Origin of the sequence: Bradyrhizobium sp. CCBAU 53421 (genome assembly GCF_015291625.1) — a bacterium.
In the GTDB taxonomy this organism is placed as follows: Bacteria; Pseudomonadota; Alphaproteobacteria; order Rhizobiales; family Xanthobacteraceae; genus Bradyrhizobium.
The window spans coordinates 6,214,648-6,240,023 of the sequence record NZ_CP030047.1 but is presented as its reverse complement, the minus strand read 5'-3'; the positions used below and the strand labels follow the sequence as shown (position 1 = coordinate 6,240,023).

General features: G+C 65.0%; 21 protein-coding genes. 14 read left to right on the top strand and 7 right to left on the bottom strand.

The window, feature by feature from the left end; all coding sequences use genetic code 11:
- Positions 1–36 precede the first annotated feature (36 nt).
- From XH92_RS29605 to XH92_RS29595, 3 genes are read left to right on the top strand one after another with little or no spacing between them, the layout of a single operon-like run.
- Complete coding sequence (locus tag XH92_RS29605; RefSeq protein WP_194455281.1) at positions 37–2,175, top strand: SMP-30/gluconolactonase/LRE family protein; 2,139 nt, start codon at positions 37–39, stop codon at positions 2,173–2,175.
- A complete protein-coding gene (locus XH92_RS29600; RefSeq protein ID WP_194455280.1) occupies positions 2,175–3,296 on the top strand; it encodes an SMP-30/gluconolactonase/LRE family protein in 1,122 nt (373 codons plus the stop codon). Before XH92_RS29605 ends, XH92_RS29600 begins: the two co-directional genes overlap by 1 nt.
- Positions 3,293–4,831 carry a sugar ABC transporter ATP-binding protein gene (locus tag XH92_RS29595; protein WP_246787723.1) on the top strand — a complete coding sequence of 513 codons (1,539 nt, stop codon included), beginning with the start codon at positions 3,293–3,295 and terminating at the stop codon, positions 4,829–4,831. The genes XH92_RS29600 and XH92_RS29595 overlap by 4 nt, the downstream gene beginning before the upstream one ends.
- A gap of 158 nt (positions 4,832–4,989) precedes the next feature.
- Here XH92_RS29595 and XH92_RS29590 read toward each other — a convergent pair whose 3' ends face one another.
- On the bottom strand, positions 4,990–5,931 hold the full coding sequence (locus XH92_RS29590; RefSeq protein WP_194455279.1) for a transposase: 942 nt from the start codon (positions 5,929–5,931) through the stop codon (positions 4,990–4,992).
- A gap of 378 nt (positions 5,932–6,309) precedes the next feature.
- Here XH92_RS29590 and XH92_RS29585 point away from each other — a divergent pair, with 378 nt between their 5' ends.
- From XH92_RS29585 to XH92_RS29560, 6 genes are all read left to right on the top strand, one after another.
- Positions 6,310–8,625: a bifunctional salicylyl-CoA 5-hydroxylase/oxidoreductase gene (locus XH92_RS29585; RefSeq protein WP_194455278.1), complete on the top strand. Its 2,316-nt coding sequence runs from the start codon at positions 6,310–6,312 to the stop codon at positions 8,623–8,625.
- On the top strand, positions 8,622–9,401 hold the full coding sequence (locus tag XH92_RS29580) for an SDR family NAD(P)-dependent oxidoreductase (RefSeq protein WP_194455277.1): 780 nt from the start codon (positions 8,622–8,624) through the stop codon (positions 9,399–9,401). The genes XH92_RS29585 and XH92_RS29580 overlap by 4 nt, the downstream gene beginning before the upstream one ends.
- An 11-nt stretch (positions 9,402–9,412) precedes the next feature.
- Positions 9,413–10,246, top strand: a complete 834-nt coding sequence (locus tag XH92_RS29575; RefSeq protein WP_194455275.1) for an enoyl-CoA hydratase family protein — start codon at positions 9,413–9,415, stop codon at positions 10,244–10,246.
- 1 nt (position 10,247) lies between these two features.
- Positions 10,248–10,643: a RidA family protein gene (locus XH92_RS29570; protein ID WP_194455274.1), complete on the top strand. Its 396-nt coding sequence runs from the start codon at positions 10,248–10,250 to the stop codon at positions 10,641–10,643.
- A 113-nt stretch (positions 10,644–10,756) separates the two neighbouring features.
- Complete coding sequence (locus XH92_RS29565) at positions 10,757–11,599, top strand: IS5 family transposase (protein ID WP_194455273.1); 843 nt, start codon at positions 10,757–10,759, stop codon at positions 11,597–11,599.
- A 257-nt stretch (positions 11,600–11,856) separates the two neighbouring features.
- On the top strand, positions 11,857–13,098 hold the full coding sequence (locus XH92_RS29560) for a flavin-dependent oxidoreductase (protein ID WP_194455272.1): 1,242 nt from the start codon (positions 11,857–11,859) through the stop codon (positions 13,096–13,098).
- 193 nt (positions 13,099–13,291) lie between these two features.
- On the opposite strand, the gene XH92_RS29555 is transcribed toward XH92_RS29560, so the two are convergent.
- Both XH92_RS29555 and XH92_RS29550 read right to left on the bottom strand, forming a co-directional pair.
- Positions 13,292–13,744 carry a cupin domain-containing protein gene (locus tag XH92_RS29555; protein WP_057015936.1) on the bottom strand — a complete coding sequence of 151 codons (453 nt, stop codon included), beginning with the start codon at positions 13,742–13,744 and terminating at the stop codon, positions 13,292–13,294.
- A gap of 20 nt (positions 13,745–13,764) precedes the next feature.
- Complete coding sequence (locus tag XH92_RS29550; protein WP_194455270.1) at positions 13,765–14,931, bottom strand: ABC transporter substrate-binding protein; 1,167 nt, start codon at positions 14,929–14,931, stop codon at positions 13,765–13,767.
- Positions 14,932–15,225: 294 nt separating this feature from the next.
- On the opposite strand from XH92_RS29550, the gene XH92_RS29545 reads away from it, so the two are divergent.
- The 3 genes from XH92_RS29545 to XH92_RS29535 all read left to right on the top strand — a co-directional run bounded on the left by XH92_RS29545 (position 15,226) and on the right by XH92_RS29535 (position 18,343).
- Positions 15,226–15,720 carry a MarR family winged helix-turn-helix transcriptional regulator gene (locus tag XH92_RS29545; protein WP_194455269.1) on the top strand — a complete coding sequence of 165 codons (495 nt, stop codon included), beginning with the start codon at positions 15,226–15,228 and terminating at the stop codon, positions 15,718–15,720.
- Between the two features lie 3 nt (positions 15,721–15,723).
- The gene (locus tag XH92_RS29540) at positions 15,724–16,539 is read left to right on the top strand and encodes an alpha/beta hydrolase (protein WP_194455268.1); all 816 of its coding nucleotides are present in this window, start codon (positions 15,724–15,726) and stop codon (positions 16,537–16,539) included.
- A 160-nt stretch (positions 16,540–16,699) separates the two neighbouring features.
- A complete protein-coding gene (locus XH92_RS29535) occupies positions 16,700–18,343 on the top strand; it encodes a benzoate-CoA ligase family protein (protein WP_194455267.1) in 1,644 nt (547 codons plus the stop codon).
- 36 nt (positions 18,344–18,379) lie between these two features.
- On the opposite strand, the gene XH92_RS29530 is transcribed toward XH92_RS29535, so the two are convergent.
- Complete coding sequence (locus tag XH92_RS29530; protein WP_371817832.1) at positions 18,380–19,987, bottom strand: MDR family MFS transporter; 1,608 nt, start codon at positions 19,985–19,987, stop codon at positions 18,380–18,382.
- Between the two features lie 8 nt (positions 19,988–19,995).
- Entirely contained in the window at positions 19,996–21,183 is a 1,188-nt protein-coding gene (locus XH92_RS29525) for an HlyD family secretion protein (RefSeq protein ID WP_194455266.1), read from the bottom strand.
- A 155-nt stretch (positions 21,184–21,338) separates the two neighbouring features.
- Between XH92_RS29525 and XH92_RS29520 the strand changes: the two genes are divergently transcribed.
- Both XH92_RS29520 and XH92_RS29515 read left to right on the top strand, forming a co-directional pair.
- The gene (locus XH92_RS29520) at positions 21,339–22,049 is read left to right on the top strand and encodes a TetR/AcrR family transcriptional regulator (RefSeq protein WP_194455265.1); all 711 of its coding nucleotides are present in this window, start codon (positions 21,339–21,341) and stop codon (positions 22,047–22,049) included.
- Positions 22,049–22,471 carry a hypothetical protein gene (locus XH92_RS29515; protein ID WP_194455264.1) on the top strand — a complete coding sequence of 141 codons (423 nt, stop codon included), beginning with the start codon at positions 22,049–22,051 and terminating at the stop codon, positions 22,469–22,471. The genes XH92_RS29520 and XH92_RS29515 overlap by 1 nt, the downstream gene beginning before the upstream one ends.
- 22 nt (positions 22,472–22,493) lie before the next feature.
- Here the strand turns inward: XH92_RS29515 and XH92_RS29510 are convergent, their stop codons facing one another.
- Positions 22,494–24,191 (bottom strand): ATP-binding protein, encoded by a 1,698-nt coding sequence (locus XH92_RS29510; protein WP_194461473.1) that lies wholly within the window; start codon positions 24,189–24,191, stop codon positions 22,494–22,496.
- Positions 24,192–24,348: 157 nt separating this feature from the next.
- Complete coding sequence (locus tag XH92_RS29505) at positions 24,349–25,275, bottom strand: LysR family transcriptional regulator (RefSeq protein ID WP_194455263.1); 927 nt, start codon at positions 25,273–25,275, stop codon at positions 24,349–24,351.
- Between the last annotated feature and the right edge of the window lie 101 nt (positions 25,276–25,376).

Genomic DNA, 25,376 nt, shown 5'->3' with positions numbered 1-25,376 from the left:
CGGAAACGTCGAAACCGGATCAGGAGTGCTTTGGCGATGTCGATGGCAGTTGATTCCTTTGCCGCATCGGTGCGGCGGTTTTCACCCCGGCTCCTGCTGTCGGAGCTGTTGCTGAAACAGTGGTTCGAGCCGGTCGTTCCCTTCACCGTGATGATCGGGCTGTGGGCCTATTTCGCGCTCACCATTCCCGATTATGCCTCGATGCAGAACTCGGTGTCGCTGCTGCGGCTGTTCGCCGAATTCGGCTTCGTCGCGCTCGCGATGGGCTTCTGCCTCGTCACCGGCGGCATCGACCTCTCGGTCGGCGCGATCTTCGCGCTGTGCAATTTCGCAGCGCTCTACTTTCTGCTGGTGCGCGAATGGCCGGTCGGCCTGGCCGTGCCGGCGACGCTTCTGGTCGGCGCGCTGCTCGGCAGCATCAACGGCTTTCTGATCGGCTTTCTGAAGACGCGTCCGTTCCTGACCACGCTGGTGACGCTGATCATCCTGCGCGCCTCGGTCAATCTGCTCAACACCAGCTACGCCCAGGTGTTCGCGACCAATTCGGTCGAGAGCGACGCCTGGGATTTCATCGGCGGCGGCAGCGTGCTCGGCATTCCCGTCAATGCCGCGACGCTGTTCGTGGTGCTGCTGATCTGCCACATCTTCCTGTCACGCTCGCGCTATGGCTGGCATCTCACCGCGATCGGCGCCAGCCGCAAGGCGGCGCGCCATGCCGGCATCCGCGTCCGCCTGATGCTGTTCATGACCTATGTGCTGTCGGGCACGCTGTGCGCGGCGAGCGGTGTCTTCTACGCCGCACGCCAGGCCTCGACGGATTCCACCACCGGTGTCGGCTGGGAATTCCAGGCGCTGACAGCCGTGGTGCTCGGCGGGGTGTCGCTGGCCGGCGGCAAGGGCACGGTGTGGCGGGCGATGATCGGCGCGTTGATCATCTTCCTCTTGATCAACGGCCTCGTGCGCATGGGCATCCCGGGCTACGTCACCTCGGCGGTGACGGGCATGATCCTGCTCGCCGCGGTTGGCATCGACGTCAAATGGTCGAAGAACCGCGGCAAGGCGATCCAGAAGATCTACGTCAATCCGGCCTTCGTGCCGCTCGCCTCGGCGCCTGCGGTGCAGCCGGGCGCGGCCTCGCCCTACGCGCAGAACGACCGGCTGATCCACGCGCAGGCGATCGGCGTCGACCAGGTCGAGGGGCCCGAGGACGTCATCCTCGATCGACAGGGCCGGTTGTACGGCTCAACTCGCGACGGCAATGTGATCCGCTTCTCCGGGCCCGAATTCAAGACCCGCGAGGTGTTCGCCCATATCGGCGGCCGGCCGCTCGGCATGCAGTTCGATCGCGACGAGAACTTGATCGTCGCCGTGGCCGGCATGGGCGTCTACGGCGTTGCGCCCGATGGCCGCATCTTCAAGGTCACCGACGAGACCAACCGCACCTGGTACAAGCTCAACGACGATTCCCGCCTGCGCATGGCCGACGATCTCGACATCGCGCCCGACGGCAAGATCTATTTCAGCGACTGCACCACGCGCTATGAGATGACCACCAACACTCTCGACATCCTCGAGGGTCGGCCGAACGGCCGCGTGGTCTGCTACGATCCGGCGACCAAGACCACGCGCACGGTGATCAACCACTTCTATTTCCCGAACGGGATCTGTGTCTCCCATGACGGCAAGTCGATCCTGATTGCGTCGACCTCGCTGTGCAAGGTGTTCCGCCACTGGATCGAGGGCCCCAACAAGGGCAAGACCGAAGTGCTGATGGACGAGTTGCCGGGCAACCCCGACAACATCAACCGCGCCTCCGACGGCACTTACTGGCTGGCGCTGGTCGGCATCCGCACGCCGACCTTCGACCTTGCCGCACGAAAACCCGGCTTCCGCCTGCGCATGGTCAAGCAGGTGCCGACCGACGAGTGGCTGGCGCCCGCGCTCAACCACGGCTGCGTGCTGAAGTTCAACGAGAAGGGCGAGGCGCTGGAATCGTGGTGGGATCCGACCGGCATCTCGCATTCGACCCTGACCTCGATGCGCGAGCATCAGGGCTATCTCTATCTCGGCGGGCTCGAGAACAACCGGATCGGCCGCATCAAGCTCGACGGCGTCGACGACAGCTGGACCGGCTACGACGCGTACTGGGGCGCAAAGAGCAGGGTGGCGAAATAATGGGATTTTTCGATCATCTGCTGCGCGACATCCGCAGCGTCGTCGACCGCGACGGCGGTCAGAACGCGATCCCGCCGCTCGACGGCGCGCTCAGCCCGAACGACCGGCTCGACACCGCCGAGCCGATCGGCGAGCCGCTGCCCGGAATCGACGACGTCATCGCCGCGGGCAATGGCGCGATCTATGTCTCCGCGGGCCGCAAGGTGCTGAAGCTCAGCGGCGCGGATTTCTCGACCCGTGCGATTGTCGCCGAGTTCGAGGACGATGCCGGCGGGCTCGCGCTGCATCCGGACGGCCGCCTCCTGGTCTGCGTCGCGGGCCGGGGGCTTGCCGCGATCGATCCGGCGAAGCCTGCGCCGCGCTGGCTGGACTCTGCCGGTGGCAGCGCGCTTGTTGGCCTGCTGTCGGTCACTGCGGCGCCCGATGGCCGCATCTATGCCGTCGAAGGCAGCGCCGGCCGCCGCCCAGACGAATGGCGGCATGACCTAATGGAGAAGCGCGCCGGCGGCCGTCTGATTAGCTGCGGTGCCGGTCTCGACAATCCACAGGTCTTGCTGCGCGACCTGCCATACCCCTACGGCGTGATGGTCTCCGCCAACGGCAACAGCCTGTGGCTCACCGAGAGCTGGGCGCATCGCCTCAGCCGGTTCGCGCTCAGTGCCAACGGGCTTGGTCCGCGCGAGACTGTCGCCGCCAACATGCCGGGCTATCCCGCGCGGCTGCATCCGGACGGCCATGGCGGGCTGTTGCTTGGCATGTTCGCGCGCCGGACGCATCTGATCGAGTTCGTGCTCAAGGAAGACGATTTCCGCGAGGAGATGATGGCGACGATGCCGCCCGATTACTGGGTCGCGCCGGCCCTGGTCGGCGGCAGCGATTGCCTGGAGCCGATGCAGATCGGCAGCGTCAAGGCGCTCGGTATCCAGAAGCCATGGGCGCCGCCGCGCTCCTATGGGCTACTGGTGCATCTCGATGCCGAGGGCGAGGCCAGCGACAGCCTGCACAGCCGCGCCGGCGGCCGCTTCCACGGCATCACCGCCGCCTGCGCGACACCCTCCGGCATCGTCATCGCCGCGCGCGGCGCCGGACGGCTGCTGCGCTACACGGGAGAGCTGCGATGAACGATGGCGTGATGCAGGCGGCGACCGCAACACAATCGGCGACCCGCGAGCCGGTGCTGCGGATCACGAACGGTTCCAAGATCTATGGCGGTGTGCACGCCATCGAGGGCGTCAATTTCGATCTCTATCCCGGCGAGGTGCATGCGCTGGTCGGCGAGAACGGCGCCGGCAAGTCGACGCTGTGCAAGGCGATCGCGGGTGCGATCAACCTCACCTCCGGCGACTATCTGCTCGACGGCAAGCCTGCCAATTTCGAACAGCCGCGCGACGCGCTCGATGCCGGCATCTGCATGGTCTATCAGGAGACCAGCCTGGTGCCGACCATGACCGCGGCGCAGAACATCGAGCTCGGCAACGAGAAGCTGCTGACGCGCTTTCGCACCCTGAACATCCAGGCCCAGCAACTGTTGCAGTCGCTCAACTTCCATGTCGATCCGGCTACTCCCGTAGCGCTGCTCGGCACCGCCAAGAAGCAGATGGTGGAGATCGCGCGCGCGATCTACAACAAGGCCCGTATCATCATCTTCGACGAGCCGACCGCGTCGCTGACGCCCGAGGAGATCGTCCACTTCTTCCATCTGGTGCGCGACCTGCGTGCCCGCGGTGTTTCGATTATCTACATCTCGCATGCGCTGGAGGAATCACTTCAGATCGCCGACCGCATCACCGTGCTGCGCGACGGCAAGCTGGTGATCACCGCGCCCGCCAAGCAGCTGACGCGCGATGCGCTGGTACAGCACATGGTCGGGCGCGAGGTGGCGCAGGCGGTCTATGGCGGCAGAGAAAAGACCCACCAGCGCCGCGAGAAGGTGCTGACGGTCGAGAACGTCACCATGGGCATGGCGGTCAAGAACATGTCGTTCTCGGTCTATGCCGGCGAGGTGGTCGGCATCGCCGGCCTGATCGGCTCCGGTCGCACCGAGATCGCCAAGATCATCTACGGCGCGCTGAAGCGAAACCTGGTCAATGGCGGTACCATCCGGCTGCGCGGCAAGCCGATCCGCTACCGCGTGCCGCGGCAGGCGATCAATGACGGCATCGCCTACATCACCGAGGACCGCAAGGCCAACGGCTTCTTCGAGACCATGGTGGTCGACGACAACGTTTATATCGGCAGCCTGGCCACGAAGAAGGGCTGGAGCTTGCTGCTGTCGCGCGCGAAGCGCAGCAGGCTCGCGAGCTACTGGGTCGACCGGCTCAAGATCAGCGCCTTGCAGCGCAAGGCCAGGATCATCGAGCTGTCCGGCGGCAACCAGCAGAAGGTGGTGCTGGCCAAGACCCTGGTGCAGGAGCCGTCGATCATCTTCTTCGACGAGCCGACGCGCGGCGTCGACGTCGGCACCATTCCGCACATCCACGGAGAGATCCGCCGCCTCGCCGACGAGGGCAAGGCGGTGGTGGTGATCTCGTCCTATCTTCCGGAGATCCTCGCCGTCTCCGACCGCATCCTGGTCGCCCGCACCGGCCGCATCGTCGCCGAGTTCGACGCGGCGGATGCGACCCAGGACAAGATCCTGTACGCTGCGGTGCATTGAGAGCGCTCGGCGCGGTCCGACCTCTCTCCATCGTCATTCCCCGGTGCGCAATTGCGCACCTGAGGGCTCGGCTCTTCGGGCCGCCCCGGAATGACGAGCAGATGAGCGCGTGTCAGCCGCCTCATACTCGACGTCGTCCCGGCGAAGGCCGGCAACTGTTATGTTGGTTTGGTCTGCAGGTACGGCTTTCGGTCTCGCATCATGGCATTGAGGACCGTTAGCAGCTTCCTGGCGACGGCGATGAGGGCGAGTTTGGCTGGTTTTCCGGCCTGTCGCAGTCGTGCATAGAAGGCCTTGAACAGATCAGCTCTGCGAACTGCGTTGAGGGCCGCCATATAGAGGGCGTCACGAACGCGCTTTCGGCCGCCCGCAATCTTGCGCTTGCCGCGGAAGGCGCCGCTGTCGACGTTGAAGGGAGCCAGGCCAGCGAGCGCTGCGAGTTGTTTCGGCCCGACCCGCCCGAGTTCCGGCATCTGCGCGATCAGCTGCATGCAGGCTACCGGACCCACGCCGGGCAGCGAACGCATTAACTTGGCATCGTCCGCGATCTCCGCTTCGGCTTTAATCAATGCACTGATGTCCGCCTCGATCTCGGCGATCTCGCTGTCGAGGACCTCGATGAGGCGGCCAATGCGTTCGGCCATTGCGCGATCGTCGGCCTCGCTGCGCCGGTTCTTCTCCTGGGCGCGCATGAGGACCAGCTGATCCCGCCGTTTTGCAAGCCTCGCCAAAGTGTTGCGTGCAGGATCGGCGACCTGCTCGGGGGCAGGCTGCATGGCCCGCGCAAAGGCCGCCAGCATCCGCGCATCGATCGGATCGGTCTTGGCGAGTAGGCCGCTAGCCCGTGCAAAGTCGCGGGCACGGGCCGGGTTGATCCGTGCGAACCGGATCCCGGCCTGACGCAGCGCCTCGCGAAGCGCGAGGTCATAGATACCCGTCGCCTCGAAGACGACCAGCGTAGCGCATTGCCAACGCGCCACCTGCTGTGTGATGGCCTGTGGCGCGTTGGCAATGCGACTCGGCACGCCGTCAGCCTCATCAAAGATATCGAGGTGTTTCTTGGAGATGTCGATTCCAACGTAACGAAGAGCTATGATCACGGTGCCTGTCCCTGTGATGCGAGGTCTGTTGGCGCAGCCTCGTGCAACTGTTCAGGTTTGTAGATGGAACGGGCGGGAGACCGAGCCGGCTCACGGCGTCAAGCGCCAAGGACCCAACGGCTTCCCGCCCACCCTCATCATGACAGACTTCCAAGACACAGGGACCCATAGCCACTGATCGCTGTTGGGTTACAGCGCTGGGGCCGCAGCTTATTTCAACAACAAAGGTCTGGGGGTATGGGTCCCTGCTTTCGCAGGGACGACAGCTGCGGGCATGCCGCATCTCGCCCTTGACAATTATTTTAAGTATAAAATAATATGCCGCATCGGCTGGCGGGAGGAACCTGCCCGATCCGCCGAAGCCAACGGGAGAACGCCATGCGTATCGTGTGCATTGGAGGCGGGCCGGCCGGGCTTTATTTCGGCATCCTGATGAAGATGCTGGATCCGACGCACGTGATTTCCGTGGTCGAGCGCAACCGGCCCTACGACACCTTCGGCTTCGGCGTGGTGTTTTCCGATGCGACCATGGACAACATGCGCAAATGGGACCCGGTCACGGCAGACACGATCGAACAGGCCTTTAACCATTGGGATGACATCGAGGTCCTGATCAAGGGCCGCCGGATGCGCACCACCGGGCACGGCTTCGTCGGCATCGGCCGCAAGCGGCTGCTCAACATTCTGCAGGCGCGGGCCGAGGAGCTCGGCGTCGAATTGATCTTCGAGCGCGAGGTAAATTCCGATCTCGAGTTCCCCGACGCCGATCTGATCGTGGCGTGCGACGGCGTCAACTCCAAGGTCCGCGTCAAATATGCCGAGACCTTCCAGCCCGACATGCTGATGCGGCCGAACCGCTATATCTGGCTCGGCACCGTCAGGCCCTTCGACGCGTTCACCTTCGACTTCCGCAAGACCGAGCACGGCTGGTTCCAGGCGCACATTTATAAATTCGAGGAGGGCGCGGCGACCTTCATCGTCGAGACCACCGAGGAAGCGTATCTCGCCCATGGCCTCGACAAGATGGAGCAGGGTGACTCCATCGCGTTCTGCGAGAACGTGTTCGCGGAAATCCTCGAGGGCCATCATCTGGTCTCCAACGCGCGGCATCTGCGCGGCTCGGCCTGGCTGTCATTCCCGCGGCTGATCTGCGGCAAGTGGACCGCGTTCAACGGCAACAGCCACGTCGTGCTGATGGGCGATGCCGCCCACACCGCGCATTTCGCGATCGGCTCGGGAACCAAGCTGGCGCTGGAAGATGCGATCGAACTGACCAACCAGTTCAAGATCCACGGCGCGACCAAGGACAGCATTCCCGCCGTGCTGAAGGCTTACGAGGAGCTGCGCCGGGTCGATGTGGCGCGGATCCAGAACGCTGCGCGCAATGCGATGGAATGGTTCGAAGTGGTCGGCTCGCGCTATGCCGACACGCTGGAGCCGGAGCAGTTCATGTATTCGCTGCTGACCCGCTCGCAGCGCATCAGCCACGAGAATTTGCGGCTGCGCGACAAGACGTGGCTCGAAGGCTATGAGCGCTGGTTCGCCGAGCGCAACGGCGTGCCTGCCACCAACGCGCGCGTCACGCCGCCGATGCTGACGCCGTTCCAGATCCGCGGCTTGTCGCTGCATAACCGGATCATTGTCTCGCCGATGGCGATGTATTCGGCGGAGGAGGGCCTGCCGAACGACTTCCATCTGGTGCATTTCGGCTCCCGCGCGCTCGGCGGCGCCGGCCTCTTGTTCACCGAGATGACCTGCGTGTCGCCGGAAGCGCGGATCACGCCCGGCTGCTGCGGCCTCTGGAATGACGCGCAGGCAGCGGCCTACAAGCGGATCGTGGATTTCGTGCATCGCAATTCAGAGGCGCGGATCGGCATCCAGCTCGGCCATGCCGGCCGCAAGGGCTCAACCCGAGTCGCGTGGGAAGGCATGGACGAGCCGCTGCCGGACCACAACTGGCCGCTGGTGTCGGCTTCATCAGTGCCCTATCTGCCTGACGGCCAGATCCCGGAGCCGATGAGCCGCGCCGAGATGGATGAGGTGCGCGACCAGTTCGTTGCGGCGGCACGACGCGGCGCCGCCGCGGGCTTCGATATTCTGGAGCTGCACTGCGCCCACGGCTACCTGCTGTCGAGCTTCCTGTCGCCGCTGACCAACCGCCGCACCGACGACTACGGCGGATCGATCGAGAACCGCGCGCGTTATCCGCTGGAAGTGTTCCGTGCGATCCGCGCGGTGTGGCCGGAGGACAAGCCGATGTCGGTCCGCCTGTCCTGTCACGACTGGGCCGAGGGCGGCAACACGCCCGAGGATGCGCTCGCCTTCGCAAAGCTGTTCAAGCAGGCCGGTGCCGATCTGATCGACTGCTCCTCGGGCCAGGTCTGGGCCGATGATCATCCGATCTATGGCCGGCTTTACCAGACGCCGTTCGCCGACAAGATCCGCAACGAGGTCGGTATCGCCACCATCGCGGTCGGTGCGATCTCGGAGGCGGATCACGCCAACTCGATCATCGCCGCCGGCCGCGCCGACCTTTGCGCCATCGCGCGGCCGCATCTCGCCGATCCGGCCTGGACGCTGCATGAGGCCGCGAAGATCGGCGTCAAGCAGATCGCCTGGCCGAAGCAGTATCTGTCGGGCAAGCCGCAATATGAGGCCAATCTCGAACGCGCTGCTGCGGGAGTGAAGGCATGACACGCTTCTGGCCTAATGCGCATGCGCTGGTCACCGGCGCCGGCTCCGGCATCGGCGCCGCGACGGCAATCGCACTCGCGAATGCCGGGGTCCGCGTCAGCATCGCCGGGCGCCGGATCGACGCATTGAGGACGACCGCAGCATCGCTCGGCAAACAGGCGGGCGCCGTCGTTTCGATCGACGTGACCGACGACGTTGCGGTGACCAAAGGCGTCGCGCAGATCGAGGCCCAGGCGGGCGCGATCGACATTCTCGTCAACAATGCCGGCAAGGCCGGCAGCGCGCCATTCGACAAGACGAACGCGGCGCTGTGGGCCGACATGCTGGCGAGCAATCTCTCCAGCGTGTTCCTGGTGACGCAGGCGGTGCTGCCGGGAATGGCGCAGCGCGGCCGGGGCCGTGTGATCAACGTGGCCTCTACCGCAGGCCTCACCGGCTACGCCTATGTCTCGGCCTATGTCGCCGCCAAGCACGGCGTCGTCGGCCTCACGCGTTCGCTGGCGCTGGAATATGCGCGGCGCGGCGTCACGGTGAATGCGGTCTGCCCCGGCTATACCGACACACCGCTGGTGGCGGATGCCGCCGCCAACATTGTCGCCAAGACCGGTCGCAGCGAGCAGGAGGCGCGGGCTGCGCTCGCCAAGGTCAATCCGATGCAGCGGCTGGTGACGCCGGAGGAGGTCGCCGACGCCGTCCTCTGGCTCGCCTCCGAAGGCGCATCGTCAATCAACGGACAAGCCGTCGCGATCGCCGGCGGCGAAGTCTTTACCGGGTGAAGGAACAACTCATGTCCGAGATGAAAGCAAAGCTCCGGCCGTTCAAGGATTATCCCGCAAAACACTTCCGCTGGGACGCGAGCGGCCGTGTCGCGACCATCACACTGAACCGGCCGGACAAGAAGAACCCGCTGACCTTCGAGTCCTACGAAGAGTTGCGCGATCTCTTCACCAACCTCAAATATGCCTCTGACGTTCGCGCCATCGTGCTGACCGGTGCCGAGGGTAATTTCTGCTCCGGCGGCGACGTGTTCGAGATCATCGAGCCGTTGACGCGGATGGCGATGCCGGACCTGCTCGCCTTCACCCGGATGACCGGAGAGGTGGTGCGCGCGATGCGCAAATGCCCGCAGATCATCGTCGCCGCGATCGACGGCATTTGCGCCGGCGCCGGCGCGATGCTGGCGCTGGCGTCTGACCTGCGGCTGGCGACGCCGCAGGCCAAGACCGCGTTCCTGTTCACCCGCGTCGGCCTTGCCGGCGCCGACATGGGCGCGTGCGGGCTGCTGCCGCGCGTGATCGGGCAAGGCCATGCCGCCGATCTGCTCTACACCGGCCGTGCGATGAGCGCCGACGAAGGTTTTGCGTGGGGCTTTCACAACCGCCTGGTGCCGCCGGCGGAGCTCGCCGCCGCCGCGCAGGAGCTGGCGCGCTCGCTCGCGGACGGACCGTGGTTCGCGCATGGCGTGACGAAGACGATGTTCAACCAGGAATGGGCGATGGGCGTCGACGAGATGATCGAGTCCGAGGCGCAGGCGCAGGCGATCTGCATGGTGACCGGCGATTTCCGCCGCGCCTTCGAGGCCTTCGCCGCCAAGCAGAAACCGGCCTTCGAGGGCAATTGAGATGATCGAGATCCTGCAACCCGACGGATGGGCGAAGCCGATCGGCTACGCCAACGGCGTGGCCGCGCGCGGCAAACAGCTCTTCATCGCGGGCCAGATCGGCTGGAACGGGCAATGCGTGTTCGAGACCGACGATCTCGTGGCGCAGATCGGCCAGACCCTGCGCAACATCGTCGCAGTCGCCGCCGCCGGCGGGGCCGGGCCGGAGCACATCGTGTCGATGACTTGGTACCTGCTCGATCGCAAGGAATATTCCGCGCGGCTGAAGGAGATCGGCACGGTCTATCGCGACGTGATCGGCCGGCGCTTCCCGGCGATGACCGCGATTCAGGTTGCCGGCCTGATCGAGGACCGCGCCAAGGTGGAGATCCAGGCGATCGCGGTGGTGCCGGATTGAAGGGAGTGCAGATCCACCAACCCCGTCATCCTGAGAGCCTGACTGAAAAAGCAGTGAGTGATTTCGGTTGGCTGTGATTCCTTCGGATTTGCGAAGATTCGAGGGAGGGCACGATGCCGTGGACCGAAATCACTCGCGTCGAGTATCAGCGCAATGGGCTGCGCTACACAAGCGATCTGACCGATCGGGAGTGGGCGCTGATTGCCCGACAGATGCCGCCGCGGCGGCGGCTGGGGAGACCGCGGGAAGTCGATTTGCGCGAGGTCGTACAGGCGATCCTCTACATCCTGTCGACCGGGTGCCAATGGCGGGCCTTGCCGAAGGAGTTCCCGCCGTATTCGACGGTTCAAGGGTATTTCTATGCTTGGCGCGATACCGGACGCTGGCAGAAGATTGTCAAACGTCTGGTCCGGCGAGCCCGCCAGCAGCTTGGGCGCAAGCCCAGCCCGACCGCAGCTGTGATCGACAGCCAGAGTGCGCCAACGACCCAAGCTGGCGGCGCGCGGGGCTACGACCCCGGCAAGCGCATTTGCGGGCGTAAGCGGCATATCGTCACCGACACCGATGGCCTGCTGCTGGCCGTCCATGTCCATCCTGCCAATGTTCAGGACTGCCACGGCGCCGTTCCGGTGCTGGAGCGACTACGCCGCCGCTTCCCCAAGCTGCGCCACGTCTTTGCCGACCGTGTTTACCGCGGCGAGCAGCTTCTCAAAGCCCTGGCTCATTGCAAGCCGTGGACGATCGAGATCGTCCAGCGACCGCATGGCGTCAAAGGCTTCCAGCTCTTGCCTCGGCGCTGGGTGGTCGAACGCACCTTCGCCTGGTGCGGTAGGTGCCGCCGCCTTGCCAAAGACTTCGAAGGGTCCGCCGCAACCGAGACCGCCTGGATCCTCGTCGCACACCTCAGGCTACTAACTAGGCGCTTGGCATGCCCAAAAACATTCAGCGCTTTTTGAGTCAGACTCTGAGGAGCGCGCAGCGCGTCTCGAAGGATGCACCGCCCGGCTGGCGGCCGTCGACCCTTCGAGACGCGCTGCGCGCTCCTCAGGGTGACGGGGATGGATTGGAGTTCGCTGAAGCAATGTTAAGCCTAAGCCCAATCATCGCCGGCCGGCCAAGTCCCGGGCGACAAACCCGCTTGCGGCCGGGCGAGGGGGCGTGCGACCCTAGGGGAAAGCGTAAACGCGTCCTGTTGTGAGTGGAGTAAGGGACGATGAAGGCGATTATCGTCGGAGGCGGAATCGGAGGCCTCACCACTGCGCTGATGCTGCGCTCGCGCGGCATCAGTTGCGAGCTGTACGAGCAGTCCGAGACGATCCGCGAGCTCGGCGTCGGTATCAACACACTGCCGCATGCGATCCGCGAGCTGGCGGGGCTGGGTCTGCTCGACAGGCTCGACGAGGTCGCGATCCGCACCTATGAGCTGTTCTATCTGACGCGGCATGGCCAGCAGGTCTGGCACGAGAAGCGCGGGCTCGATGCCGGCCACGACGTGCCGCAATTCTCGATCCATCGCGGCCGCCTGCAAAGCGTGATCCATCAGGCCGTGATCGACCGGCTTGGCGCCGATGCGATCCACACCGGGTGTCGGCTCGGCTCCTTCACCCAGGACGAGGGCGGCGTGTCGGCCTATTTCTTCGATCGCAGCGGAGCCCATGTGCACACCGCGCGCGGCGACATCCTGATCGGCGCCGACGGCATCCACTCCAAGGTGCGCGAGATGCTGTTTCCCGACGAGGGCGGGCCGTGCTGGAACGGCCTGATGCTGTGGCGCGGCGCCACCGACTGGCCGGCCTTCCTGACCGGACGTTCGATGATCATCGCCGGCGGGCTGAACGCCAAGGCCGTGATCTATCCGATCGCGCCGGGCTCGAGCCCGGCGAGCCGTCTCACCAACTGGGCGGTGCTGGTGCGGATCGGCGACGGGTCCTCGCCGCCGCCGCGCCGCGAGGGCTGGTCCAATCTCGGCCGGCGCGACGAGATGATGCCCTATGTCACGAGCTTCACGATCCCGCAGGTCGACTTCACCGGCCTGATCAACGCGACGCCAGAGTTCTGGGAGTATCCGTGCTGCGACCGCGATCCGCTGCCCTATTGGTCGAGCGGCCGCGTCACCCTGCTCGGCGACGCCGCGCATCCGATGTATCCGGTCGGCTCGAACGGCGCGTCGCAGGCCATCCTCGATGCGCGCTGCCTCGCCGACATGCTGGCGCGGGCCGAGCATCCGCGCCAGGCGCTGGCGGCCTATGAGCGGCAGCGGCTGCCGATGACCGCCGACATCGTCGCCTCCAACCGTCGCGGCGGACCGGAGGGCGTGATCGACGCCGTCGAGCAGCTCGCGCCGCAGGGCTTTACCGACGTCGACACCATCCTCAATTACGAGGCGCGCGAAGCGATCGTGCGCGGCTATGCGGCCAAGGCTGGCTTTGCCGCGCGCGTGGTGGCGCGGCAGTAGGGTAGTCGGACGGAAAGCGCATCAGTCCCGAGGCTGCTGCCCCTCATGATGACGAGGCGCGCAACACCCGATCCGTCACCCTGAGGAGCCGCGAAGCGGCGTCTCGAAGGGTCGACGGCCACCAGCCGGGCCGTACATCCTTCGAGACGCGCTACGCGCTCCTCAGGATGACGGAGATAGGTCTGCGCGTATCCTACGCCGGAGGCGGCGGCAGGAAGTGGATGTTGTGCTCGGCGGCGAGCCGCACCACGTCGTCCGGGTTCTGCTCCTTCATGTTGTGGATCGCCCAGAACAGGTCGTAGAGCCGGCGGGTCGGCGACACCCAGAACAGCGTCTTGGCCGGCTGCTGCGACTTGTTGAAGATGCCGTGCGGCTTGCCCATCGGCAGGCGCACCAGATCGCCGGGTGTGGCTGATTCATCGGCGCCGTCGAGCATGAAGTCGAGCTTGCCCTCGAGGATGTAGAGGTATTCGTCCTGGTCGGGATGGATGTGCGGGGGAACGAAGGTGCCCGGCGGGAAGGTGGCGTGCCAGGAGAAGGAATGCTCGGTGCGGCTCTTCGGCACGTAGGTCTGGCCAAGGATGCTCCAGGAAATGCCCTGCATGCCTTCATTGGCGCGGGTGATGCCGGCGATCTCGTCTTTCATCGTGATATTCCTCCTGTGATCTATTTTGCGGCGCAGTCCTTGGCGTAGCGATCGCCGTAGTTCGAGAACACCTTTTCGACGATCTCGGTCTGGAATTTGCCGTCCGGCCGCTTCGCGACTTTGGTGAGGTAGAAGTCCTGGATCGGATAGCCGTTGTTGTTGAACTTGAAGTTACCGCGCAGCGAGGTGAAGTCGGCCTTCTTCAGCGCGGCCGCGACGGCGTCCTTGTTGGAGAGGTCGCCCTTCACGGCCTTGACCGCGCTGTCGATCAACAGCGCTGCGTCATAGGCCTGCATGGCGTAGGTGCCGGGCACGCCGTTGTAGGCCGCCTCATAGGCCGCGACGAACTTCTTGCTCTGGGGGTTGTCGAGGTTCGGGGCCCAGTTCGCGCCGCCGAACATGCCGACGGCGGCGTCCTGCTGCGCGGGCAGGGTGGATTCGTCGACGGTGAAGGCGGAGAGCACCGGCACGGTCGCGCCGGCCTGCTTGTACTGCTTCACGAGGTTCACGCCCATGCCACCCGGCATGAAGGTGAACAGCGCATCCGGTTTCAGCGAGGCGATCTTGGAGAGCTCGGGTTGGAAATCCAGCGTGTTCAGCGGCGTGTAGGATTCCTCGACGACCTCGCCCTTGTAGTCGAGCTTGAAGCCGGCGACGGAGTCGCGGCCGGCCTGATAGTTCGGCACCAGCAGGTAGACGCGCTTGTAGCCGCGGTCCTGCGCCACCTTGCCGAGGATCTCGTGCACCTGGTCGTTCTGGTACGACGTCACATAGAAGAACGGGTTGCACTCCTTGCCGGCATAGCTGGAGGGGCCGGCATTCGGGCTGATCAGGAAGGTCTTGCTGTCGGTGACCGGACGGTGGATCGCCTGCAGGATGTTGGAGAAGATCGGGCCGACCACGAAATCGACCTTGTCCCGCTCGAGCAGGCCGCGCACCTTGACCACGGCGCCATCGGGCTTCAGCTCGTCGTCGGCGTTGACGATCTCGACATCGCGGCCGGCCATCTTGCCGCCGAGATCCTTGATTGCGAGCGCAAAGCCGTCGCGGACCTGCTGGCCGAGCGCCGCAGCCGGACCCGAGGTCGTCACCAGCACGCCGATCTTGATCTTCTCTTGCGCGATTGCCGGCGTCATCGCGATACCCAGCAGCGCCGCCAATCCCACGAGCTTGGTCAATTGCTTCATGTCTCTCCCCCCCAACGACTGCCTTGATGTTTCGGCTTCAGCCGGTTTGGCCTCAGCTTAGTCTGACGCGCGCGACCGCTGCAAGCGATGTGGCATCGCGTCAGGGCGAGCGTCACGCACCATGCGGCGCGGCACATGCAAGCGCCGCGCCAATTGCTTGAAGTTTAAAGAAATTGCAGGATCGGCCCGGCGTATCAGGCACGATTCGCAATTGTCCTTGCGGCGCGGCGCGAATTGCTTGAAGCTCAAAACAACCGGCCGGGCCGGGACCTGCCGCGGAGGCACGATCGCCGCATGAACCTCGATTCCGAAACCAAAGCCGTCGAACTGCCCGACGATCACGGCACTGAGCTCCGGCTGTGGCTGCGCCTCTTGACCTGCACCACGCTGATCGAAGGCGAGGTACGCAGCCAGTTGCGCGAGAAGTTCGATGTCACGCTGCCGCGCTTCGACCTGATGGCCCAGCTCGACAAGGTGTCCGACGGCATGACGCTGTCGGATTTGTCGAAGCGGATGATGGTGTCGAACGGCAACGTCACCGGGCTGGTCGAGCGGCTTGTCGAGTCCGGCCATCTCGATCGCCGCACCTCGGAGACCGACCGCCGCGTGCAGTTCATCCGGCTGACCAAGCTCGGCCGGGCCGAATTCCGCAAGATGGCGGCCGAGCATGAGAAATGGATCGCCGATATCTTCGGTGACCTGTCGCCGAAGGATATCCGCGAACTGATGCGGCTGCTCGCCAAGGCGAAGGGCTCGGCCCAGCGCTCCGCCAAGGCAAGGAGCGCTTAAGCCGTGACCGGGATCGATTACGAGGTCGAGTACAACAACCGGGCCCGGGTGCCGGAAAATCCGGCGCTGATGGCCGGATGGGCGAAGGACTCCGCGGCCTATCGCGAGCAGCACCCGCCGCGGCGGCTGAGCTATGGTCCCGGCAGCCGCAACGTCATCGACCTGTTCGAGGGCAACAGCGACGGGCCGCTGGTGGTCTTCATCCATGGCGGCTATTGGCAGGCGCTTGATGGCTCGTCGTCGAGCCACTGCGCGCGCGGCCTCAATGGCCATGGCATCGGCGTTGCGGTGCCGAGCTACGATCTGTGCCCCACCGTCTCGGTCGCTGACATCATCGACGAGATGCGCGCGGCGTGCCGCGAACTGGCAAAGCTCGGCCGGCCGCTGGTGGTGTCGGGGCATTCCGCCGGCGGGCATCTTGCCGCATGCATGCTTGCGACCGATTGGCCGGCCTACGATGCGTCGCTGCCGAGCAATCTGGTCAGGGCTGCTTACGCGATCTCCGGCCTGTTCGAGCTCGAGCCGCTGGTCGGCACCTCCATCAACAAGGCGCTTGGCCTTGACCGCGGCGCAGCAAGGGCGGCGAGCCCGCTGCTCTGGAAAGCGCCCAGCGGTGCGACGCTCGATGCGGTGGTTGGCGGCGCCGAGAGCGCCGAGTATCACCGGCAGAGCCTGACCATCGCCGATGTGTGGGGCAGAGCGGGTGTGGCGACGCGGTTCGGCACCGTGCCCGATGCCAATCATTTCACCGCGATCGCACCGCTCGCCGACCCGGAGTCGGACATGGTCGCGCGGCTGAAGCAGCTCACACAGATCTGAGATTTGCAGGACCGCGCCATTTCCACGCGATATCTACCCTTGCGCCAAACTATTTTAAGTATAAAATGATTGGCGATTGGAACGCTGCCGGGCGTCCTCGATACTGGTCTTCTCGATATTTGGTCTTTGGCCTTTCTGGATGGAAAGCGAGGGCAATCGAATGTCAGGTGAATTTCCCGGGCTCGGCCCATCCGGGCATGTCGACGATTTCGCGCGGTGCAACCTGCCGCCGTCAGCGCAGTGGCCGCATCTGCTGCTCGACCGGCCGGAGTTTCAATATCCCGACTATCTCAACGCCGCGGTCGAACTGACCGATCGCATCGTCGAGCAGGGGATGGGCGATCGCATCGCGCTGATCGGCAACGGCCGGCAGCGCACCTACAAGGAATTGACCGACTGGTCGAACCGCCTGGCGCATGCGCTGGTGGAGAATTACGGCGTCAAGCCCGGCAATCGCGTCCTGATCCGTTCGGGCAACAACCCTGCGCTGGTGGCAGCCTGGCTCGCAGCGACGAAAGCCGGTGCCGTCGTGGTCAACACGATGCCGATGCTGCGCGCGGGAGAGCTGGCAAAAATCGTCGACAAGGCCGAGATCTCGCTGGCGCTGACCGACAGCCGCATCGCGGACGAATTGGTGGCCTGCGCCAAGACCAGCAAATTCCTCAAGCAGGTCGTCAATTTCGACGGCACGCAGAACCACGATGCCGAGCTCGACCGGATCGCGCTGAACAAGCCGGTCAAGTTCGATGCGGTGAAGACCGGCCGCGACGACGTCGCGCTGCTCGGCTTCACGTCGGGAACGACGGGCGAGCCCAAGGCGACGATGCATTTCCACCGCGATCTCCTGATCGTCGCGGACGGCTATGCCAGGGAAGTGCTCAAGGTGACGCCGGACGACGTGTTCGTCGGCTCTCCGCCGCTGGCGTTCACCTTCGGGCTCGGGGGACTGGCGATCTTCCCGCTGCGCTTCGGTGCCACTGCGACATTGCTGGAGAACGCGGCGCCGAGCGAGATGATCCGGATCATCGAGACCTACAAGGCGACGATCTGCTTCACCGCACCGACGGCCTATCGCGCGATGATGGCCGCGATGGACAAGGGCGCCGACCTGTCGTCGCTGCGGCTCGCGGTCTCGGCCGGCGAGACGCTGCCGGCGCCGGTGTTCGAGAGCTGGACCAAGAAGACCGGCAAGCCGATCCTCGACGGCATCGGCAGCACGGAGCTGCTGCACATCTTCATCACCAACCGCACCGGCAGCGCCGTCGCGGGCACCACGGGCACGCCTGTGACCGGCTACCAGGCGAAGATCGTCGACGAAGACATGAACGAGCTGCCGGCGGGCCAGGTCGGCAAGCTGGCGGTTCGCGGCCCGACCGGCTGCCGCTATCTCGCCGACACCAGGCAGACCAAATATGTCCGCGATGGCTGGAACATCACCGGCGATGCCTTCGTCAGCGACGAAAACGGCCGGCTGTCATTCGTGGCGCGCGCCGACGATATGATCATCTCGGCGGGCTACAACATCGCCGGCCCCGAGGTCGAGGCGGCGCTGCTCGGGCATCCCGATGTCGCCGAATGCGCCGTGATCGGCGCGCCCGACGAGGAGCGGGGCCAGATCGTCTCGGCCTTCATCGTGCTGAAGCAGGGCGCGCGCAGCGACGATGTCGAGGTCAAGCTGTTGCAGGATCACGTCAAGGCGACGATCGCGCCGTACAAATATCCCCGCGCGATCGCCTTTGTCGAATCGTTGCCGAAGACCCAGACGGGGAAGATCCAGCGCTTCAAGCTGCGCGAGGCAAGCTGAGGGGCAAGGCGGCGGCCGTGGCCGCCGCCTTCGCGTTCAATGCGCACCGGCGCCGCCCGCCGCGCTCTTCGGCTTGCCGGTCAAAACGATCGCGATCGCGGCGAGCACCAGCACGACGCCGATCACTGCGAAGGCGTCACTGAAGCCGAGCACCAGCGCTTGACGCTTCACGATGTTGCCGATCGCCACGATCGCCTGGCTGTGTGCGGTGGCCGGGTCCGAGATGCCGTGGCTGAGGAAGTAGTTGGTGACCTCGGCGATCCGAGTCCGCACCTCGTCGCGGCCGAGATGAACGGACTGGCCGATGATGTTGGAGTGGAACTGCTCGCGCTTGGTGACGATGGTCGAGAGCAGCGCGGTGCCGATCGCGCCGCCGAGGTTGCGCATCATGTTGGAGATGCCGGAGGCCGCCGGCGCATCCTGCGGCGCGACGCTGCCGAGGCTGATGGCGGACAGCGGCGCCAGCGTGATCGCCTGGCCGACGGCGCGAACGATGTTCGGATAGAAGAACTGGTCGCCGGAATAGTCGAGCGACATCTGGATGTTCATGAAGGAGGAGACCGCGAACAGCGCCATGCCGGTGAACGCGATCAGGCGGGCATCGAAGCGCTGCATCAGCTTCGGCACCAGCGGAATCAGGATCAGCTGCGGCAGGCCGGTCCAGGCCAGCACCTGGCCGATCTGCTCGGCATTGTAGCGCTGCACCTGGCCGAGATAGGCCGGCAGCAGATAGACCGAGCCGAACAGCGCGAAGCCGACGAACACTGCCGAGATGGTGCCGAAGCCGAAGCTGCGCTGGGTCAGCAGCCGCAGCCGGAGCAGCGGCTTCTCGACGACCAGCTCGATCCAGATGAACAGGGTCAGGCTGACCGCGGCGATCACCGCGAGCTTGACGATGAAGGGCGAGCCGAACCAGTCGTCCTTGTTGCCTTCCTCGAGCACCGCCTGCAGCGACGACAGACCGATCGCCATCGTGATGATACCGAGCCAGTCGCCCTCGCGCAGCAGATGCAGCTGCATCGGCTGGCGCTCCAGCGTTAAATAGAGGGTGGCGACCATGACAGCGGTCGGGATCACGTTGACGAAGAAGATGGTCTGCCAGCCGTAATTTTCGGTCAGGTAGCCGCCGATGGTCGGGCCGATCGCCGGCGCGAAGGTCACCGCGAGCGCGAACATCGCCAGCCCAATCGGCTGCTGCGGCTTCGGCAGCTTGGTGAAAACAAGCGTGAAGGCCATCGGGATCAGCACGCCGCCGAAGAAGCCTTGCAGGCCGCGCATCGCGATCATCGAGGGCAGATCGTGGGTGAAGGCACAGGCGACCGAGAAGGCCGCGAACAGCGTGGCGAAGGTGATGATGATCTTGCGAAACGAGAACACCCGGCTGAGGTAGTCGGTGAGCGGGATCACCACGATCTCGCCGATCAGATAGGACGTCGAGATCCACGAACCATTGTCGACGCCGGTTCCGATGCCGCCCTCGATGTTGAGCAGGGAGGCGTTGGTGATCTGGATGTTGAGGATCGCCATGAAGGCGCCGATCATGGCCGCCAGGATCGAGATCCAGACGGTCACGCTGGCGCGATTGGGATCCACGGTGGCGGCGGGGGGAGCCGCGGCGGGGGAGGAGAGCGCGAGGTCGGACATGACATCACCTATTTGAATGAGGCGACAGCGAGCTTGGGAGAGGTGCCGGAGCGCGGAGCGTCCCCGGCAGGATGCGACAGCGTCGCGATGGAGGGGATCACCGACATGCCCGGCCGCAGGTCGACATTGGTTGCGTCGAGCACGATCTTCACCGGGATACGCTGCACCACCTTGGTGAAGTTGCCGGTGGCGTTGTCCGGCGGCAGCAGCGCGAATTCCTGGCCGCTGGCGGGCGCGAGGCTGTCGACATGGCCGCGCACGACTTGTCCGGGGAACATGTCGACCTCGATCTCGACCGGCTGGCCCTTGCGGACATTGGTGAGCTGCGTCTCCTTGTAGTTCGCGATCACGTAGGCGCCGCTCGCCGGCACCAGCGACATCAATTGCGTGCCGGCCTGCACGTACTGGCCGGTACGCAGTGTGCGGTTACCGACGACACCGTCGATCGGCGCGGTGATGGTGGTGTAGCTGAGATTGAGCTCTGCCTGGTTTTGCAGGGCAGTGGCCCGTCCCAACGCCGCGATCGCCTGGGCGATCTCGGCCTTGAGCAGTTCGACCTGGCGCTCGGCGGAGGCGAGGTTCGCGGTGTCGCGGGCGATGGCGGCCTGCGCGCTGGCGTAGCGCGACTGCGCCTGCTGCGCGTTCTGCACGCTGCCGTAGCCGGTGCCCGCGAGGTCGGTGTAGCGCTTGTTCTCCTGCTCGGCGAAGGTCTGCGTCGCGGTATCCACCGCGAGCGTCGCGCGCGCCGCCTCGATCACCGAGTGCTGCACGTCGAGCTGGGCGCGTTTGCTGGTGATCGCGGCTTCAGCGGCAGCGACATCGGCCTTCGACTGATCAAGTGCGACCTTGAAATCGCGCTCGTCGATCCGCGCCAGGATCTGGCCGGCGCGCACCTGCTCATTGTCGCCGACCAGCACCGCACTGAGATAGCCGGAGACCTTCGGCGCGATGGTGGTGTTGTCGGCCTTCACATAGGCGTCGTCGGTCGAAACCTGGAAGCGGCCGACCGTCCAGTAATCCCAGCCGTACCAGGCGCCGCCCGCGAGGACGGCGAGAGCTGCGCCGGCCAGCAGCAGGCGGCGCAGCCTGCCCTTGGCGGCAGGCGGCTTGGCCGCTTCCGGGGTGGCGATCAATTGCTTGGCGGTCTCGGCCGGAACCTGGCTCTCAGCCTTGAAGGACGTTTCATGCTGGCTCATGGCAGGCGCTCCTGATGCTCTATCCCTTTGGGAACCCGTATGAATTCTGGTTTCTACAGCTCGAGATAATTAGGAAACTTGATGTTTTCCAAAATAGAGCCCATATTTGGACTGTCAATAGAATGACAGTCATCATCTAAAAGCATGGCTCGCGCATGAACCGAAACGACAAGGACGAGACAGGGCAAAGCGCGCCGGCGGCGGAACGGCGCGGCCGCGGGCGGCCGCAGCTTCGTTCCGACGACGAGACGCGTGCGCTCATCTATGAGGCCGCGCGGAGTGAGTTCTCGGAGCGCGGCTTCGCCGCGGCCAGCATCGCCGACGTCGCCTGCCGCGCCGGCGTGTCCACCAAGACGCTCTATCGTTTGATCCCGACCAAGCTCGCGCTGTTCGAGGGCATGGTGACCGACCGGGTCGAGCGGTTCGTGTCCATCGTGAATCTCGGTGCCTGCGATGGCCGCAACATTGCGGCGGCCCTGGAGGCCGCGCTGCTGACCTGCGCCGAGCTCATTCTCGATGCCGAGGTCATCGCGCTGCAACGGATCATCCTGGCCGAGAGCGACAAATTCCCCGACATTGCCGAGACGTTCTATGAGAAGGCCATGCAGCGCTCGATCGCCGCGCTGACCAATTGGCTGGGCGTCCAGCAGCGGCGAGGGCGGATCGTGCTCGACGACACCGAAGCCGCGGCGGGCATGCTGCTCGGCATGCTCGTGTTCAAACCGCAGCGCGACGTCATGTTCGGGCACAAGCCCGCGCCACAGCACAGCGAAATGGCAGCACGTGCCAAGGCCTGTGCCGCGCTATTCCTGTCCGGATGCGCCGTGCCGGCCGATCAGTCCAAAAAACAAAGCGGAGATGCGTGATGCCGGAGCCGGCCGCGACCTACACTGTCGAGGCGCAGATCTCGCGCGACGACGAGGCCAAATGCGAGGATGTGCTGACGCGCTGGATGGCCGCGCTCAATCGCTATGATGCTGCGGCCATGGACGCGTTGATGCACTTCCCGCATGTGCGGATCGCCGGCGGCGTGGTCACCGTCTATCAGCAGAGCGGCAACAATCCGATGGACCTGTTCGAGCGGCTGCGCAAACAGGACGGCTGGCATCACAGCGCATGGAACGAGACGAAGCTCGTGCAGTCCTCGCCCGCCAAGGCACACTATGCCGTCCGCTATACGCGCTACCGCGAAGACGGATCGGTCATCGGGGTCTACGATTCCCTTTATGTGCTGAGCCTGCTCGACGGCGCCTGGAAGATCCAGAGCCGCTCGAGCTTCGGACCCTGAGCAAGCCGCGTTGCAAGCCGCGTCACTTGGCGGCCACCGCCGATGCGGGAGGCTGGGTCAGCACCTGGCGGATCATGCGGGCGAGATCGGCCTTGCGATACGGCTTGGGCAGCAGCGTCACATCAGGGTCGAGACGGCCGTGATGGATGATCGCGTCTTCGGTATAGCCCGACGTGAAGAGCACGCGCACCGCGGGCAGCTTGGCGATCACCGCATCGGCGACCTGCCGGCCGTTCATGCCTCCGGACATGATGACGTCGGTGAACAGCACGTCGCAGACGAAGCCCTTCTCGACCGCAGCCAATGCTTCCGGACCGTTGGCGGTCACCATGGTGTGGTAGCCGAGCTGCTCCAGCTGGGCGGCGACGTAGTTGCGGACCAGTGGATCGTCCTCGACGACCAGGATGGATTCATGACCGCCGCGCGTGTCGGCCGGAGGCGGCGGCTCGACGTCGACCATGTCGCCCATGCTGCGCGGCAGATAGAGCTTGATCGACGTACCGTGGCCCTCTTCGGAATAGATCTTGAGATGCCCGTCGGACTGCTTGATGAAGCCGTAGACCATGCTCAGCCCGAGGCCGGTGCCCTTGCCGGTGTCCTTGGTGGTGAAGAACGGTTCGAACACCTTGTCGCGGATGGCCGCGGGGATGCCGCCGCCGGTGTCGCTGACCGCGACCATCACATATTCACCCGCCCGCACATCGAGGTTGGCGGCGGCATAAACCTCGTCGAGGATCACGTTGCTGGTCTCCAGCATCAGCTTGCCGCCGTCGGGCATCGCATCGCGGGCATTGAGGGCGAGATTGAGCAGTGCGGTCGACATGTGATTGGGATCGATGAAGGCCGGCCACGCGTCGGCTTCGAGCGCGGTATCGATTTCGATCTGCTCGCCGAGCGACGGGCGCAGCAGCCGCGCGGTGTCCTGCACCAGCGTGTTGAGGTTGGCTTCGCGCGGTTGCAGCGGCTGCTGCCGCGAGAACGCCAGCAGATGCTTGGTCACCTCGGCGCCGCGAAAGGCGGCGTCGCTGATCATTTTGGTCACCGACGATAGCGCGGCATCGTGCTCGACGGCCTCGGCGAGGATGTCGATCAGGCCGGTGATGACGGTCAGGATGTTGTTGAAGTCGTGCGCGATGCCGCCGGTGAGGTGTCCCACGGCCTCCATCTTCTGCACCTGGCGCAGCTTCTGCTCGGCCTCGAGCTGCTCGCGGGCGGCCTCGACCTCGCGGGCGCGCATGAAGATTTCGGCTTCCATCTGCTCGGTGCGCTCGCGCAGCCGGTCGGTCAGCTTGTCCTGCTCGGCGCCGCGTTGCTTGAGCTGGATGAAGCTGGTGACGTCTTCCACCCGATGGATGATGTAGCTGAACTGTCCGCTTGGTCCGAACACAGGTGTGTTGCGCGGGCTCCAGTAACGCTCCTCGAATCCGCCACCCTCCGACTCCGGCTTGCGGATATCGTATTTCTGCACAGACATGGTGTCGGGGCGCCGGAACTGGACCACACGCTCGAGCGAGGCGCGTAGGTTGCGCACCCCATCAGCGGCCGGATCGTCCGGATTGTCGGGAAACACTTCGAACAGCCCGCGCCCAAGGATCGCGGCGCGCTCGGTCTTGGTGGCGCGCAGATAAGCGTCGCTTACTGCCACGATGCGGAAGTCGGGCTGGGTCAGCACCAGATAGAGGCCGGGCGCCGCCTCGAATAACGCCTTGAAGTCAGGCATCGGCGGGGACTGGTTCTGCAGTTCATCCTCCCTCGCAGGGATACGGTCCGCCACTGACCGCAACCAAGATGTGACACGCGTTTGCCGGAACTTCAATGCTTAACATACGGCGTTAACTCGATTTTTTCGATCGGGCGGCCCTCCCGGCGGCGCGCCGCTAGTGCGAATTCGGCAGATAGCGCCAGCCCTCCTTGCCCAGGAACTCCAGCATGGCCTGCGCTGGCGGCAGCAGGATCTTGTCGGTGCGCCTGATCGCGTGCCACTGCCGGACGATCGGCAGCCCCTTCACCTTGAGCACCACCAGCCGGCCATCCTCCAGTTCATGGAACACCGTGTGCTGGGAAATGAAGGCGATGCCGAGCCCGGCCATGACCGCCTGCTTGATGGTCTCGTTGCTGTCCATGGCCATGCCGAGCTTCGGCTCCAGTCCGACCCGCTCGAAAAATTGCTGCATCAGCATCCGTGTGCCGGATCCCTGCTCGCGGGTGATGAAGGTTTCGTTGGCGAGCTCCGATGTCGCGACGTGCCGCCGCCGCGCCAGCCGGTGATCGGGGGGGGCGATGATGAAGTGCGGATGCCGGCCGAGCGGCTTCATCTCGACCTCGACATCGGCCGGCGGACGGCCCATGACCGCGATATCGAGATCGTAGCCGCGCAGCGCGTCGCGGATCTCCTCGCGGTTGCCAATCCTGAGCGTGACCTCGATCTTGGGAAAGCGGCGTGAGAACGCCGCGATCGCGAACGGCACGAAGTATTTCGCGGTCGAGACCGCGCCCATCGCGACGCGGCCGCCGCTGCGGCCTGCGATCATGTCGAGCGACTGCTCGCAGTCCTTCAGCGCTGCTTCGATCCGCTCGATGAGTGCCAGCACATGCGCGCCGGCATCGGTCAACGCCATGCCGTCGCCGGTGCGCTGGATCAGCGGCAATCCCGCCAGCGCCTGCAGGTTGCGGAGCTGCAGCGTCACCGCCGGCTGCGTCAGGTTCAGCTGATTGGCCGCCGACGTGATCGAGCCGGCCTCGTGCACCGCGGACAGCGCGCGCAGCTGGCGGATGGTGAGGTCCCGCGAGAAGTTCCCGGCCATCGCAAGCTCCATAAGAAATACTTTGCCGAGACCAAAGATAATAAAATTTCCCTAATTCGGCAAATCGCGCGTTGATACGGCGAAGGCGACTCCCTGCGGTC

Bases quoted from the DNA above. Each gene is read 5' to 3' on its own strand.
- XH92_RS29505 (WP_194455263.1), bottom strand. From the start codon at position 25,275: ATGGCCGGGAACTTCTCGCGGGACCTCACCATCCGCCAGCTGCGCGCG.
- XH92_RS29560 (WP_194455272.1), top strand. From the start codon at position 11,857: ATGAAGGCGATTATCGTCGGAGGCGGAATCGGAGGCCTCACCACTGCG.
- XH92_RS29550 (WP_194455270.1), bottom strand. From the start codon at position 14,931: ATGAAGCAATTGACCAAGCTCGTGGGATTGGCGGCGCTGCTGGGTATC.
- XH92_RS29535 (WP_194455267.1), top strand. From the start codon at position 16,700: ATGTCAGGTGAATTTCCCGGGCTCGGCCCATCCGGGCATGTCGACGAT.
- XH92_RS29565 (WP_194455273.1), top strand. From the start codon at position 10,757: ATGCCGTGGACCGAAATCACTCGCGTCGAGTATCAGCGCAATGGGCTG.
- XH92_RS29580 (WP_194455277.1), top strand. From the start codon at position 8,622: ATGACACGCTTCTGGCCTAATGCGCATGCGCTGGTCACCGGCGCCGGC.
- XH92_RS29525 (WP_194455266.1), bottom strand. From the start codon at position 21,183: ATGAGCCAGCATGAAACGTCCTTCAAGGCTGAGAGCCAGGTTCCGGCC.
- XH92_RS29600 (WP_194455280.1), top strand. From the start codon at position 2,175: ATGGGATTTTTCGATCATCTGCTGCGCGACATCCGCAGCGTCGTCGAC.
- XH92_RS29555 (WP_057015936.1), bottom strand. From the start codon at position 13,744: ATGAAAGACGAGATCGCCGGCATCACCCGCGCCAATGAAGGCATGCAG.
- XH92_RS29605 (WP_194455281.1), top strand. From the start codon at position 37: ATGTCGATGGCAGTTGATTCCTTTGCCGCATCGGTGCGGCGGTTTTCA.
- XH92_RS29595 (WP_246787723.1), top strand. From the start codon at position 3,293: ATGAACGATGGCGTGATGCAGGCGGCGACCGCAACACAATCGGCGACC.
- XH92_RS29530 (WP_371817832.1), bottom strand. From the start codon at position 19,987: ATGTCCGACCTCGCGCTCTCCTCCCCCGCCGCGGCTCCCCCCGCCGCC.
- XH92_RS29545 (WP_194455269.1), top strand. From the start codon at position 15,226: ATGAACCTCGATTCCGAAACCAAAGCCGTCGAACTGCCCGACGATCAC.
- XH92_RS29570 (WP_194455274.1), top strand. From the start codon at position 10,248: ATGATCGAGATCCTGCAACCCGACGGATGGGCGAAGCCGATCGGCTAC.
- XH92_RS29510 (WP_194461473.1), bottom strand. From the start codon at position 24,191: ATGCCTGACTTCAAGGCGTTATTCGAGGCGGCGCCCGGCCTCTATCTG.
- XH92_RS29585 (WP_194455278.1), top strand. From the start codon at position 6,310: ATGCGTATCGTGTGCATTGGAGGCGGGCCGGCCGGGCTTTATTTCGGC.
- XH92_RS29575 (WP_194455275.1), top strand. From the start codon at position 9,413: ATGTCCGAGATGAAAGCAAAGCTCCGGCCGTTCAAGGATTATCCCGCA.
- XH92_RS29515 (WP_194455264.1), top strand. From the start codon at position 22,049: ATGCCGGAGCCGGCCGCGACCTACACTGTCGAGGCGCAGATCTCGCGC.
- XH92_RS29520 (WP_194455265.1), top strand. From the start codon at position 21,339: ATGAACCGAAACGACAAGGACGAGACAGGGCAAAGCGCGCCGGCGGCG.